Source organism: Pontixanthobacter gangjinensis, from assembly GCF_009827545.1.
GTDB classification, from domain to species: Bacteria; Pseudomonadota; Alphaproteobacteria; order Sphingomonadales; family Sphingomonadaceae; genus Pontixanthobacter; species Pontixanthobacter gangjinensis.
This window is the reverse complement of sequence record NZ_WTYS01000001.1, coordinates 1,305,695-1,318,441: the sequence shown is the minus strand read 5'-3', so window position 1 is coordinate 1,318,441 and position 12,747 is coordinate 1,305,695. Positions and strand designations below refer to the sequence as shown.

The 12,747-nt window shown below is 55.8% G+C and carries 12 protein-coding genes; 4 read left to right on the top strand and 8 right to left on the bottom strand.

Going from position 1 to position 12,747, the window contains the following annotated elements:
* Positions 1–7: 7 nt before the first annotated feature.
* Both GRI36_RS06220 and GRI36_RS06215 read left to right on the top strand, forming a co-directional pair.
* Positions 8–778: a precorrin-2 dehydrogenase/sirohydrochlorin ferrochelatase family protein gene (locus GRI36_RS06220; RefSeq protein ID WP_160597675.1), complete on the top strand. Its 771-nt coding sequence runs from the start codon at positions 8–10 to the stop codon at positions 776–778.
* A gap of 45 nt (positions 779–823) precedes the next feature.
* Complete coding sequence (locus tag GRI36_RS06215) at positions 824–1,183, top strand: nuclear transport factor 2 family protein (RefSeq protein WP_160597674.1); 360 nt, start codon at positions 824–826, stop codon at positions 1,181–1,183.
* Positions 1,184–1,214: 31 nt separating this feature from the next.
* On the opposite strand, the gene GRI36_RS06210 is transcribed toward GRI36_RS06215, so the two are convergent.
* From GRI36_RS06210 to GRI36_RS06195, 4 genes are all read right to left on the bottom strand, one after another.
* On the bottom strand, positions 1,215–2,246 hold the full coding sequence (locus GRI36_RS06210; RefSeq protein ID WP_160597673.1) for a winged helix DNA-binding protein: 1,032 nt from the start codon (positions 2,244–2,246) through the stop codon (positions 1,215–1,217).
* A 61-nt stretch (positions 2,247–2,307) separates the two neighbouring features.
* A complete protein-coding gene (locus GRI36_RS06205; RefSeq protein WP_160597672.1) occupies positions 2,308–2,817 on the bottom strand; it encodes a L,D-transpeptidase family protein in 510 nt (169 codons plus the stop codon).
* 76 nt (positions 2,818–2,893) lie between these two features.
* Complete coding sequence (locus GRI36_RS06200; RefSeq protein ID WP_160597671.1) at positions 2,894–4,183, bottom strand: adenylosuccinate synthase; 1,290 nt, start codon at positions 4,181–4,183, stop codon at positions 2,894–2,896.
* 264 nt (positions 4,184–4,447) lie between these two features.
* Entirely contained in the window at positions 4,448–6,109 is a 1,662-nt protein-coding gene (locus GRI36_RS06195) for a YadA-like family protein (protein ID WP_160597670.1), read from the bottom strand.
* Between the two features lie 297 nt (positions 6,110–6,406).
* On the opposite strand from GRI36_RS06195, the gene GRI36_RS06190 reads away from it, so the two are divergent.
* On the top strand, positions 6,407–6,712 hold the full coding sequence (locus tag GRI36_RS06190) for a helix-turn-helix domain-containing protein (RefSeq protein ID WP_160597669.1): 306 nt from the start codon (positions 6,407–6,409) through the stop codon (positions 6,710–6,712).
* Between the two features lie 138 nt (positions 6,713–6,850).
* Here the strand turns inward: GRI36_RS06190 and GRI36_RS06185 are convergent, their stop codons facing one another.
* The 3 genes from GRI36_RS06185 to GRI36_RS06175 form a co-directional block, all read right to left on the bottom strand.
* On the bottom strand, positions 6,851–7,975 hold the full coding sequence (locus tag GRI36_RS06185) for an ATP phosphoribosyltransferase regulatory subunit (protein ID WP_160597668.1): 1,125 nt from the start codon (positions 7,973–7,975) through the stop codon (positions 6,851–6,853).
* 76 nt (positions 7,976–8,051) lie between these two features.
* A complete protein-coding gene (gene serA / locus GRI36_RS06180) occupies positions 8,052–9,635 on the bottom strand; it encodes a phosphoglycerate dehydrogenase (RefSeq protein WP_160597667.1) in 1,584 nt (527 codons plus the stop codon).
* A gap of 93 nt (positions 9,636–9,728) precedes the next feature.
* On the bottom strand, positions 9,729–10,913 hold the full coding sequence (locus tag GRI36_RS06175) for a phosphoserine transaminase (RefSeq protein ID WP_202392129.1): 1,185 nt from the start codon (positions 10,911–10,913) through the stop codon (positions 9,729–9,731).
* A gap of 176 nt (positions 10,914–11,089) precedes the next feature.
* Here GRI36_RS06175 and GRI36_RS06170 point away from each other — a divergent pair, with 176 nt between their 5' ends.
* Positions 11,090–12,238 (top strand): glycosyltransferase family 4 protein, encoded by a 1,149-nt coding sequence (locus tag GRI36_RS06170; RefSeq protein WP_160597666.1) that lies wholly within the window; start codon positions 11,090–11,092, stop codon positions 12,236–12,238.
* A 3-nt stretch (positions 12,239–12,241) separates the two neighbouring features.
* On the opposite strand, the gene GRI36_RS06165 is transcribed toward GRI36_RS06170, so the two are convergent.
* Positions 12,242–12,697, bottom strand: a complete 456-nt coding sequence (locus tag GRI36_RS06165) for a hypothetical protein (protein ID WP_235902179.1) — start codon at positions 12,695–12,697, stop codon at positions 12,242–12,244.
* Positions 12,698–12,747 lie beyond the last annotated feature (50 nt).

Genomic DNA, 12,747 nt, shown 5'->3' with positions numbered 1-12,747 from the left:
TCAACCCATGATCCGCTCCCTCCCCCTGCTTCACCGCATCGCCGGAACGCGCGTTGTCGTGATTGGCGAAGGCGAGATGGGCGAAGCGAAGAAGCGTCTGGTCGAACGCGCCGGCGGCACCCCCTGCAGCGAGACCGAAGCGCACCACGCAAAACTCGCGTTCATAGCGCTGGACGATGAGCGCGAGGCCATGGCGGCGGCGCGGCGATTGAGCGATAAGGGCCTGCTCGTCAACGTCGCCGACCGGCCCGAATTATGCGATTTTACTACGCCAAGCATCCTCGACCGTGACCCCGTGCTGATTGCGATTGGCACCTCGGGCGCATCGGCGGGGCTGGCCAAGCAATTACGGCTCAGGCTCGAGAGATTGCTTCCCCAGTCGCTAGGTGCGCTCGCCTCGAAGCTGGAGACTAGCCGCGAGGCGATGAGAGCGCGCTTTCCTGATGGATCAGATCGCCGAAACGCACTTGACGGGGCGCTAGTCGAAGGCGGAATTCTGGATCCGCTTAATGCAGATTCGGCTAAGCATGTGGAACAATGGCTCGCTGATGCAGACGAACCCGCCGGTTCACAATCTATTGAAATCCATCTGACCAGCGATGATCCCGAAGACCTGACCCTGCGTCAGGCTAGACTGCTCGGTACGGTTGATAATCTGCTTTATGAAGCGAGCGTTCCGGTGTCGATTCTAGACCGTGCGAGGGCTGATGCCTTGCGGAGGGAATTACCATTTGACGAGCCGCTGACGGGACTAACGGTTATTTTAAGGCGAGCGTGAAGTGGGCTAATGCTGCGCACAACCTGGAATTAGAAGGTAAAAACCATGGAATTATATCTCCAAAACCTAGATAATATGCTTGCCGCATGGAATGCGCCAGATGAAGGCGACGTCCTGAAACTTGCAGAGACTGCGCTGGAGCATAATGTTCATTTCGTAGACCCCAATCATAACATCATGGGTGTCGAAGCGTTTGTCGCGATGGTCCACGCTGTAAAGAAGCAGATACCAGGGGCGGTCTATTCAAGGACAAGCCGGGTCGATATCCAAAATAACCACTGCCGTTACCACTGGGCAATCCACATGGGCGACAAGCTGCTGATGTCTGGCTTCGACGTCACCGAGGTTAATGACGGTGGGAAGATCGTTAAGGTCATCGGATTCTTTGGTGAACTATCTGCCTGATTTGACTTTGATAATCTAAACGCAGGTTACATTAGACCAACCGCGCTGCATCCGTCCCTATCTCGGCAAAATAGCGCCCCATCGCTTCGGCTGCTCTGTCGCTTAGCGCAATGAATGCTCGGCGCTTATCCTCTTCGTCTTTCACCCGTTCAAGCAGCCCGGCCTCGACCATCTGGCTGATCCAGCGAAGAGCAGTTGTCGGCGGGACACCGCTGGCGATACATAGCGAGGTCACTGATACTCTCGCATGCTCGGCTCGCGCAGCTGTCAGGTCGAGCAATATGTCCCATGCCGGATCAGCAAATAATTCCGCATCGAAGAACGTAGCCCTTGCTTCGCGTTGACGGATGATTTGCCGTACCAGTCGCGGATCGGGCAGCGGTGGCTTTGGCTTTCGGATCAGTTGGGCGGTACCATCTTCCGCGCCCTGTCCTGCAAAGGCCTGCTTGGACGATTCAAACCGAAATGCGCCGCCATCATCAGCCTGACCCTTCGCACCCATTCGCTCGAGTCGGTCGGCAATCTGCGCGACCTGTTCGGTCAGCCGGATTAGCGTCAGCCTGTCATCACCGGAAAGTTCACGCAATCGCATGCCAGGCATCATGGCTAACACTCGGCCAAGCGCAATTACGCGTTCGCCCCTAGCGGGTTCCACCAATAGCTGCGGATCGGATTTGTCGAGGCATGCAAACACATCGTCGAGCGCCTCCACACTGGTTGAAACAACCAGTTTGGCGCCCGTGTTGACAGCGCGATTATCGAGCCTGCATAGCGAGGCCAGGATTGCGGCATCGACCACCGGACAATCGATCAGCACTGCATCACCCAGTGCAATCGCCGCACCATCCAGCAATTCCGCTATATCACCCACTTTGCCGAGCCGGAAACCTGCTGCAAGCGCATCATCGCGGATTGTGTCGCGGATATGCGAGCGATCAGCGAATATCGACACGGCCAAGGGCACACCCGCCGGATCATTCGCCGCATCTCGGGTGAGCTCAGTCGCCTGATATTGAAAATCCGTCTCGGACAGAATGTCCGCTCTATGTGTTACCCTGCTCATCTTCCGACTCCTGATTTGGAACATGATGAGAACAAAGGAAGATCAAGTCAAGACGGTTTCCTCATTGCTGTATATCGATTGCTGTCCCGTCGGGCACAGCTTTCCACAATTCCTCGATCTCGGCATTGGAAACCGCGATACAGCCATCGGTCCAGTCGCCGGTCAGACGCCCTGCGGTTAGTGCATTGGGCTGCCCGTGAATGAAGATTTCGCCGCCCGGATCGCGGCCCTGCGCCTCGGCAAAGGCGCGGTCACGTTCATTGGGATAGGAAATGCGAAGGCTGAGGTGGTAAGCGCTATTCGGGTTGCGCGTATCAATTGTATAACGGCCTTCGGGCGTCCGCTCGTCGCCTTCAAATTGCTTATGACCCGTGGGCGCAGCGCCGAATGATATATCGCTGTAAACCCTGGTCGGCTTACCAGCGGTGAACAGCGTCAGAGTGCGGTCTGATTTGTCGATCAGGATGAAGTCAGCAACCGGCGGCTGCGCAACCGCAATACCGGGGGTTGGCTGGCAAGCGGTAAGTCCCAGTGCCGCTATGATGAACAATATCAAGCTAATGTGCTTCATTACGGCTTCTTAACATCAACAGAAGCCGGAAGCCCAGTCCTGCCCCCTCCCGCAAACGGGAGGGGTGAAACCAACGTCAATCCTCGAATGGATCGCGCATCAGGATTGTATCTTCACGTTCAGGGCTGGTCGAAACCAGCGCCACTGGTGTTTCGATCAATTCCTGCACTCGCTGGATGTATTTGATCGCATTGGCAGGCAAATCGGCATAGCTGCGCGCGCCCGCGGTACTCTCATGCCAGCCGTCCATTTCTTCGTAAATTGGCTCGACCTCGGCCTGATCGGCGGCATGGGCGGGAAAATAATCCATGATCTTCCCGCGCAGCCGGTATCCGGTGCAGATTTTAACCGTGTCGAACCCGTCGAGGACATCGACCTTGGTCAGCGCAATGCCGGTCACACCGCTGATCGAGCAGCTTTGGCGCACGATCACCGCATCAAACCAACCGCAGCGCCGCTGACGTCCGGTTACAGTGCCAAATTCATGGCCCCGTTCGCCCAGACGCTGTCCGGCATCATCGTCCAGTTCGGTCGGGAACGGCCCGCTGCCGACACGGGTAGTGTAAGCCTTCACAATGCCCAGCACATAGCCGGTCGAATTGGGCCCAAGGCCCGAACCGCTCGCGGCAGTGCCGCTAACCGTGTTTGAACTGGTTACGAAGGGATAGGTGCCGTGATCGACATCGAGCAGCACGCCTTGCGCGCCTTCGAACAAAATTTTCGCGCCTGCCTTGCGCACTTTCTTCAGTCGTTTCCACACCGGTTGCGCAAACCGAAGAACGAAATCGGCAATATCCGCCAGGTCCTTCAGCAATCGCTCGCGGTCCACCGGAGGCTCGCCAAAGCCGGCACGCAATGCATCATGATGCGCACATAGGCGGTCAAGTTGCGAATCCATCTTATCGAGATGCGCCAGATCGCAAACCCTGATGGCCCGCCGGCCAACTTTATCCTCATAGGCGGGGCCAATGCCGCGGCCGGTTGTTCCGATCTTACCGCTACCCGCCGCGGTCTCGCGCAGGCCGTCCAAATCGCGGTGGATCGGCAGGATCAGGGGGCAATTATCTGCAATCGCAAAATTGTCATCGGTGATCTTCACACCTTGCGATTCAAGCTTTTCGATCTCGCTTTTCAGGGCCCACGGGTCGAGCACGACACCATTACCGATAATCGACAGCGTGCCCGAAACAATGCCGCTGGGAAGCAGGCTAAGCTTGAATACCTTGCCATCAATAACCAGCGTATGCCCGGCATTATGCCCGCCCTGAAAGCGAACAACCGCATCGGCGCGGCTGGCCAGCCAGTCGACGATCTTGCCTTTGCCTTCATCGCCCCATTGGGCACCGATTACAGTAACATTAGCCATGGATATACCTTCACCCCTGCCCGGGGATCCTCAAACGTCCTTCGACAGGACTCGACGTAGGGGATGGAATAAAAGCGGACCGGAGCGAGCCGCCAATTTGAGGGTGAGCGTTAGGTTGGCAAGTGCGCCGGAGTCAAGCGAGCAAAATGGCTTAACAATGCTGGACTGAGAGAAGGTTCGGATCGAAACACTTGTTTAACAGACAAAAAAAGACCCGGCAGCTCGGAAGCTACCGGGTCCCTTTTTACTGCTTAGTCAGTCAGATCATTCGCCGCCGAAGCCGATGATCACGCCAACACGGCCGCCGACTTGGCCGCCTTTGTTCAGGCCGCCAGCAACACCGGCTGTGAATGCGATGGAGTCGCTTACACGGTAGCCCATGGTTGCCGAGACAGCCTGTGCGCCATCATAGAAGCCCATGTTCATTGCCAGGTTGAACTTCATGTCAGGCAAGAAGCCAGCACCGCCAAGCGCGATTGCAGTTGCAGTCGAGCTAGCAATGCTATCATCCATACGATCAAGGCGTGTATCAATACCGTTCAGACGGCTATCAACACCGTTCAACCGGTTGGTGATCGCAGTATCCGCAGCGATACGGGCGCTTGTTTCGTCGTTGAGCAAACCAAGAAGGTTGTTGTCGCCAGCGATACGAGCAGTCGTTTCATCGTCGATGCGAACACCAAGTGCCAAATCTGCCATGCCGCGAATTGCCGCTTCATCATCGATCCGAATACCGAGTGCTGTATCAGCCTCTGTACGCGCAATCACTTCAGCTGCAAGACCATCGGTGTTGGCAGTGATGCGACCTTCGTGGTCAACCAAAGCAGCAATCACTTCGACTTCTGCGTTGGTTTCTTCAGCACGCTCGTCACCAAGCAGAGCTTGCGATGCCGCTGCGATTGCAGGGTTGGCATTTTCAGCAGCTGCGACGAGAACCTCTTGAGCGCGGATGAAAGTATTCGCAACGTTATCGAGATTATCTTCGAATTCGATAGCCGCTGCCAAAGCAGCAGCTTCGGCTGCGCCGGCATCGTTAAGAGCTGCGAGGCCTGTGGTATCAGCAGTGAAGCCAGCGGTGGTGATAGCGTCGACGAAGTCGGCGCTACCAGCAAGCGATGTTTGCAATGCATTGTTTGCAGCGGCTGTCGCGGCTGCGGCAGTCGCTGCAGCAGTCGCAGCAGCAGTTGATGCCGCTTGTGCAGCAGCAAGTTCAGTTGCAGCTGTATTCGATGCTGCGAGCGCAGTTGCAGCGGCATCAGATGCGGCATTTGCTGCAGTTTGTGCGGCAGCTTGGTCAGCAAGTGCAGCATTCAACGCATCGAGATTTGCTTGGCTCTGGTCATTATCAAACGCCGTGCGAGCGTCGGATACAGCAGTATTCGCCGCGCTCAAATCAGTGTTCGCTGCGCCTAGAGCAACGTTCGCATCAGTCAAATCATCAGCTGCGGCATCGAAAGCGGCAGTTGATGTTGCAGCAGCAGCAGCAGCGTCAGCAGCAGCAGCATCTGCGGCGGCTTGAGCAGCAGCGGCATCAGCAGCAGCAGCTTGAGCGTCGAGGTTAGCTTGCGTCAAAGCTGCTGTCACAGCAGCTTGATCAGCAGCGATCTGATCTGCGGCAGCTTGTGCTGCAGCCACATCGTCAGCAGCGGCTTCTACATCGGCATCCGAAGGTGTTGTCGCATCGATCTTGCCATCGAGATCATTGTATGCCCCGTCACCCATGGCACCGTAGTTAAGATCGCCCTCGAAATAGACATCCGTATTACCGGTACCATCCTGGCAAACAACTGTTCCGTTGAAATCGGTGAAGCAAGTTGTCGCAGCTTGTGCGAACGCAGTGCCCGAAGAAAGGCCGCCGATTGCGGTAGTTGCGAGTAATGCAACCGCGAACTTTCCTGTGAAGCTTTTGCTATTGTAGTTACTCATAAAAAATATTCCCCTAGTCGCTGTATAAATTTGGCCGAAGGCCCGAGACCATCTCGGCTTAGCGGGTCATTCGATAGGACAGTGGGAAGTTTAAACCAAATATTAATGGCTGCAATTTTTATATATAAGCATTTACATCAAAAGTTTACTTGCTTGTTGCTAAATTTATACTTGATATATATACATCATATATATAATAAACTGATGTATATAACAGACAAAATTCCTTGAATTGTTGACAGGTTCAAAAATTTACATCAATTTTGAACCCTCTTCAAATGCAAGGCTATTTAACAAGTGAACGATCACAATTCGGTCGATGGTGAGGGCGCAGCCGTTCTCAGCCAAAAAGCTGTCGAAGAATTCATGTCTTTCGCGAGAAACACACCCTTTGACATTCTTACCACAGAGGGAAAAATCTATTTCTTCCTGCTGATAAACGAGAGCCCGCGAATTAAAGAAGTCATGATTGCTTCTAATTCTTCGTATCGTGGATTTTATCTTTCTCTTGGAAAGTTAAAAAGGAAAGGCTTGGTGGAGGTCAATAATGGTCCTTTGGATGGTAGGGTCCGCCGGGTCTCTCTTCTGAAAACTGGCACCTGAACGGATGCCCGTCACTGCAAACAGGGCTCCGGCTCTTCACTGCAAACGAGGCTCTCGCTCTTAATTTCAGCTCGGCTCAGAACGCTTTGGCCACGGCTTGGCGCCTGTCCGTGATTGGCCTCCGTAATTGGCCATTGCCTAATAAGCGGTCGTAGTGCCGCCTTCCAAAACGTGAGTACAACCCAGCGCCTGCCCATCATCATCGGCAGATAGGGCGGCAACCGTGCGCCACCCCTCGGCGCGCAACGCCGCTGCGGTCGGCGCATCATGACCCATTGGCAGGAAAAGTGCCTTGCGCTGGGCATCGCGGCTTAGGATGTCGATCAAAGCGTCGATATAAAGCGAGAAGCCTGTCGCCGCTTCATTGCTCCCGCCAATTGCGTAAGTTCCGCCCCGCCCAAGCGCACCGCGCACGCCATCGGCATAGATGGTAAAGCCGAACCAGCTTTGATATTCGAAACCGTGCCGCTCAGTCGGGTCGAGCGTCACTCTGGCACGGCCGCCAACGCGAGAGGCTATTGCCTTCAAGCCTTCAATTCGGGATGTCAGCGCGCCTCCGGCATCGATGCTGCAAAGCCGTTCAATCGCATCTTCAAAGGCACCCGTTGCATAAAGCAGCGGCAAATAGGCGTTACCACCGGGAACAGCGGCCAAGCCGCCTGCATCCTTGGTGTCCAATTCGCGGCGCACCGCCCCAATTTGGTCAGAGGCAAGCGGCATCGCTTTGTCCGACAGCACGTCGACCAGATCGGGCAGTGTGAAATCGACAGAAATGCCGGCGGCACCAGCTGCTTCAAGCGCTTCTATCGCTAGCGAGACAATCTCTCCGGCAGCTTCGACTGTATCGCTGCCGATAAGCTCAGCGCCCAATTGCAATTTCTGACGCGCAGGATCGAGCTGATCCGCCTTAATCAACGCCACTTCGCCCGCGTAACAAAGCCGCAACGGACGCGGCGCGGCGGCGAGCGAGGTCGCGGCCATGCGCCCGACTTGTACGGTCATGTCGGATCGGAGCGCCAGCGTGCGTAAACTGGCCGGATCGACGAAGCGGAACATCCGGCGCGGACTGTCGCTATCAGCCGTTTTGCCCATGCGTTCGGCCATTGACCGTTCAAATTCTACCAACGGCGGACGCACTCGGTCATAGCCATGCGCATCCATCGTACCGAGAACGGCCCGCATCGCATGCGTTGCGACTGCCGCCTCTTTGGGCAAGCGGTCGGAGAGCCCTTCGGGCAGCAGATCGTCGGTCGATTGTGTCATGGGCAGACCTCTACCCAATCCGTCACGCTCGCGAAAGCGAGAATGACGGAATTAGGCGGGGTTGTTGAAGTGGAAGTTAAAACGCCAGCGGCGTTACAACCTTAACGCCTTCCAGCGCGCAAGCTTGCTTGACGACTTCCGCCGGGATTGGCTGATCGACTGACAACAGCACGACTGCTTCCCCGCCACCATCGCGCCGACCCAGATTAAAGTTACCGATATTGATGCCGTTTTCACCAAGCAGAGACCCGATCCGGCCGATGAAGCCAGGGGCATCTTCGTTGACGATATAGAGCATATCGCCTTGCAAATCGGCTTCGATACCGACGCCAAAAATCTCCACCAGACGCGGCGCTTCGCTGCCGAACAAAGTGCCTGCGACGGACCGGTTGCCCTGCTCTGTCGCGACGGTGACGCGCAATAGCGTGTGATAGACACCCTCGCGCTCATTGCGGATTTCGCGCACTTCCATGCCGCGCTCCTTCGCCAGATAAGGCGCGTTGACCATATTCACCGTGTCGGAATATTGCCGCATGAAGCCCGCCAGAACTGCGCCTGTAATCGGCTTCCCGTTAAGGTCCGCTGCGGCACCTTCACGCTCGATGTTGATTTTCGTCAGATTGCCATGTGCCAATTGCCCGACAAGCGAACCCAGCTTCTCCGCCAACGCCATGTATGGCTTCAGCTTAGGCGCTTCCTCAGCGCTTAGGCTAGGCATGTTCAGCGCATTGGTGACGCCGCCATTGACCAGATAGTCGGCCATTTGCTCGGCCACTTGCAGCGCAACATTCACTTGTGCCTCGTTGGTCGACGCACCCAGATGCGGGGTGCAAATGAAATTCTTGGTCCCGAAAAGAGGGCTTTCCTTGGCTGGTTCGACGGCGAACACATCGAGCGCAGCGCCAGCGATATGATCCGATTCAAGCAAATCCTTCAGCGCTTCTTCGTCGATCAATCCGCCACGCGCGCAGTTCACAATGCGAACGCCCGGTTTAGTTTTCTCCAGATTTTCACGGCTCAGAATGTTGCGCGTTTGATCAGTCAGCGGAGTGTGCAAGGTGATGAAATCGGCGCGCGCAAGCAGCCCGTCCAATTCGACTTTTTCAACGCCCATTTCAATCGCGCGGTCTTCGGTCAGGAAGGGATCGAATGCGACCACCTTCATTTTCAGACCGAGCGCGCGGCTGGCGACGATGGAACCGATATTGCCGGCACCAATCAGGCCAAGCGTCTTGCCCGTTACTTCGACGCCCATGAATGCACTCTTGGGCCATTCGCCCGCTTGAGTGCGCGCGTCCGCAGCCGGAATTTGACGCGCCAGTGCCATGATAAGCGCAATTGCGTGCTCGGCAGTCGTGATCGAATTCCCGAACGGTGTATTCATCACAACCACGCCCTTGCCCGAGGCATAGGGAATATCGACATTGTCGACCCCGATGCCAGCGCGGCCTATGACTTTCAAATTTGTCGCAGCGTCAAGGATTGCAGGTGTGACTGTCGTCGAAGACCGGATTGCAAGGCCATGATATTCGCCAATACGAGCAGCGAGTTCCTCAGGATTTTCGCCAGTAATTACATCAACGTCGCAGCCGCGTTCGGTAAAGATACGTGCTGCATTCGGGTCCATCTTATCGGAGATAAGGACTTTAGGTTTGGTCATTAAAATTTCCTTCGCGTGAAGCCCACCGCGGGATGGGACCGCATTGTATGTCGCGCTGATTGAGGGTGGCCCCAGCCGTCGCTGGGGCTCAGATCACTTCTGAATTTCGGCGTAAGCCCATTCGATCCAGGGGATCAGCCGGCGCAAATCTTCTTGCTCGACCGTCCCGCCGCACCAAACACGTAGACTCGGTGGTGCATCGCGGTAGCCGTTGAAATCATATCCAACATCCAATTTGTCGAGCATTCCGGCAATGGTTTTGGGGACAGCAGCCTGATCTTCTGGCGAGAGGCCGTCATAATATTCGCCCTGAAAAACGAAGCATACGCCAGTGTTGGTGCGCTGAGCCGGGTTGGGCACCATGTTGCGCAGCCAAGGCGTATTTTCAATCCAGTCGGTCATGATCTTGGCGTTGGCATCAGCCCGGTCAAACATCGCCTGACGTCCGCCAATTGATTTTGCCCATTCAAGCGCGAGAATGTAGTCCTCGGTCGCCAGCATGCTGGGCGTATTGATCGTTTCGCCGACAAAGATGCCTTGATTAATCTTGTCGCCTTTCTTCAGGCGGAACAACTTTGGCAGCGGCCATTCGGGATCATAGCTTTCGATCCGCGCCACCGCTTTAGGGCTGAGGATCAACATGCCATGCTGCGCTTCGGAACCCATCACTTTTTGCCAACTGAAGGTTGTGGCATCGAGCTTCGCCCAATCCATTTCCTGCGCAAAGACTGCGCTAGTGGCATCGTTTATAGTGATACCAGACCGGTCAGCCGCGAGCCAATCGGTGTTTTCAATCCTGGCCCCCGACGTTGTGCCATTCCATGTAAAGACAACGTCGTTGTCTTGAGGAATACTGGCCAGATCGGGGATTTCGCCGTAACCGGCGTCGAGCACGGTCAAATCTTTCAGCTTGAGCTGCTTTACCGCATCCTGAATCCACACATTGCCAAAGCTTTCCCATGCAGCGACGGTCGCGGGACGCGCGCCAAGCATGGTCCACATCGCGCATTCGAGTGCGCCCGTATCAGAGCCGGGCATGATGCCGACCAGGTAATCGTCGGGAACGCCCAGCAACTCACGCGTCAGGTCGATCGCATATTTCAGCCGCGCCTTGCCCACAGCCGAACGGTGCGAACGGCCCAGTGCTTCGGTTTTGAGATTGCTCGCCGACCAGCCATTGAATTTGGCAGTTGGTCCGGACGAAAAAAATGGACGCTCAGGTTTGAGCGCCGGCATAGTCAGGCGCGCTGCTGCGCCCTGAGGTGTTACGTTAGTCATTGTATTCTCTCCTTACAGAGAGCTCGCGCGGCGTTGGGACCGCGTGGCCCGTCCGCGTCACTAAAGGCGCGGCGCACGCTGTCAAGCGAACAAACCTATGAAGCGGTGGACGGCTCCAAGTTTACGGCCAACTCACTCTCGCCAAATGCTGCGCGGCAGGATAAAGCGCTCCAACCATGCAGACGTCTGATCTTCGCATTGCCCTTTTTAGCGGCAATTATAACTACGTTCGCGATGGCGCGAATCAGGCGCTTAATCGCCTCGTTGAATATTTGCTGCGTCAGGGCGCGCAGGTCCGCGTCTATGCGCCGACCACGCAAACGCCGGCGTTTGAACCGCAAGGCGATCTTGTCAGCCTGCCATCCGTCCCATTTCCCGGTCGCGGCGAATTCCGGTTTCCTCTGGGCATTCCGAAACGGGTCCGTGAAGATATCGAGACGTTTAAACCGAACATCCTTCATGTGTCCTCGCCCGATGCTTCAGCGCATCGAGCAGTCAGCTGGGCACGCGGTCAAGATGTGCCAATTTTGGCATCGGTCCATACACGGTTCGAAACATATCCGCGCTATTACGGATTGGGCTTTACCGAACCGTGGGTCGAAGCGATGCTTCGCCGGTTTTACCACCGCTGCGACGGCTTGGTTGCACCGTCGGAAAGCCAGATAGAAATTCTGCGCGAGCAGGGAATGCATGACGATATCTCGATCTGGTCACGCGGCGTAGACCGGACAATTTTCGCATCAGACAAGCGCGATATGGAATGGCGGCGATCGCTGGGCATCGCGGATGATGACACCGCGATTGTGTTCCTCGGCCGTTTGGTCATGGAAAAGGGGCTCGATATATTTGCCGAAACCATCGTTCAGCTACGCAAAAAGCAATTGCCGCATAAGGTGCTGGTGATCGGTGAAGGCCCCGCGCAAAAATGGTTTGAGCAGAACTTGCCTGGCGGCATTTTCGCAGGTTTTCAAAGCGGAGCAAACCTCGGCAAGGCGCTCGCCAGCGGGGATGTGTTCTTCAACCCATCGATCACCGAAACGTTCGGGAATGTGACCCTTGAAGCGATGGCTTGCGGCCTGCCAGTGGTGGCGTCAGCTGCAACCGGTAGCCAAAGCCTGGTCCAAGACGGAGAATCGGGCGCACTCGTGCCGCCCGGCGCAGCGGGTGACTTTGCCGATGCAATCGCACCCTATTTGACCGACGATGCCTTGCGCTCCGCACACGGCAATGCGGGCGAGAAACGCAGTCTGGATTTCAGTTGGGACGCAATCAATCAGGCGGTGGCAGACACCTATATCCGCCTGATCGAAGCACGTGCAAAGTAAGACTTAGCGCAGAACGCCTGCCGCAGTTTGACGGCGAGCATACAAGATCAGCCCGATCGCGATAATCCACAGTATGGCCGTAAATATGGTCGGAATGGTTCTGTCATAGTCGCCCGGAATCGGATTCCCGAATTGGTAGAATGTCGTGACCACCAGACCGAGAAAAGATGCGCCAAACACATGCAGCGCAAAGCGGCTCCGAAACAGTAGCAACAGCGAACCTGCTACCGCTCCCCACACTCCAATTGCCCAAAATGCTTCAGCCCAGGCCGGGAAGCCTTCAAAATAGGTCAGTGCGGTTTGGAAATCGATTCCCATCGGCTCGACACCGGCTTTGATATAGTCGGTGTTCCGCAATTGGGTCTGGGTGTAGTCATTTGCCCCTACTGCATTCCACAGCAACGACAGCACGCCAACGACCCATAAATGCCACGGCGTTTTAGTTGGTAAATCTGGCATGATGTTCCCCTCCATCAAATTGATGAAGGGAAACTAGCACAATTAGAGCA

What these genes read in the sequence shown, in the direction of transcription:
- GRI36_RS06220 (WP_160597675.1), top strand. Translation starts at nt 8, where the DNA reads ATGATCCGCTCCCTCCCCCTGCTTCACCGCATCGCCGGAACGCGCGTT.
- GRI36_RS06165 (WP_235902179.1), bottom strand. Translation starts at nt 12,697, where the DNA reads ATGCCAGATTTACCAACTAAAACGCCGTGGCATTTATGGGTCGTTGGC.
- serA (WP_160597667.1), bottom strand. Translation starts at nt 9,635, where the DNA reads ATGACCAAACCTAAAGTCCTTATCTCCGATAAGATGGACCCGAATGCA.
- GRI36_RS06205 (WP_160597672.1), bottom strand. Translation starts at nt 2,817, where the DNA reads ATGAAGCACATTAGCTTGATATTGTTCATCATAGCGGCACTGGGACTT.
- GRI36_RS06215 (WP_160597674.1), top strand. Translation starts at nt 824, where the DNA reads ATGGAATTATATCTCCAAAACCTAGATAATATGCTTGCCGCATGGAAT.
- GRI36_RS06195 (WP_160597670.1), bottom strand. Translation starts at nt 6,109, where the DNA reads ATGAGTAACTACAATAGCAAAAGCTTCACAGGAAAGTTCGCGGTTGCA.
- GRI36_RS06170 (WP_160597666.1), top strand. Translation starts at nt 11,090, where the DNA reads ATGCAGACGTCTGATCTTCGCATTGCCCTTTTTAGCGGCAATTATAAC.
- GRI36_RS06210 (WP_160597673.1), bottom strand. Translation starts at nt 2,246, where the DNA reads ATGAGCAGGGTAACACATAGAGCGGACATTCTGTCCGAGACGGATTTT.
- GRI36_RS06175 (WP_202392129.1), bottom strand. Translation starts at nt 10,913, where the DNA reads ATGACTAACGTAACACCTCAGGGCGCAGCAGCGCGCCTGACTATGCCG.
- GRI36_RS06185 (WP_160597668.1), bottom strand. Translation starts at nt 7,975, where the DNA reads ATGACACAATCGACCGACGATCTGCTGCCCGAAGGGCTCTCCGACCGC.
- GRI36_RS06200 (WP_160597671.1), bottom strand. Translation starts at nt 4,183, where the DNA reads ATGGCTAATGTTACTGTAATCGGTGCCCAATGGGGCGATGAAGGCAAA.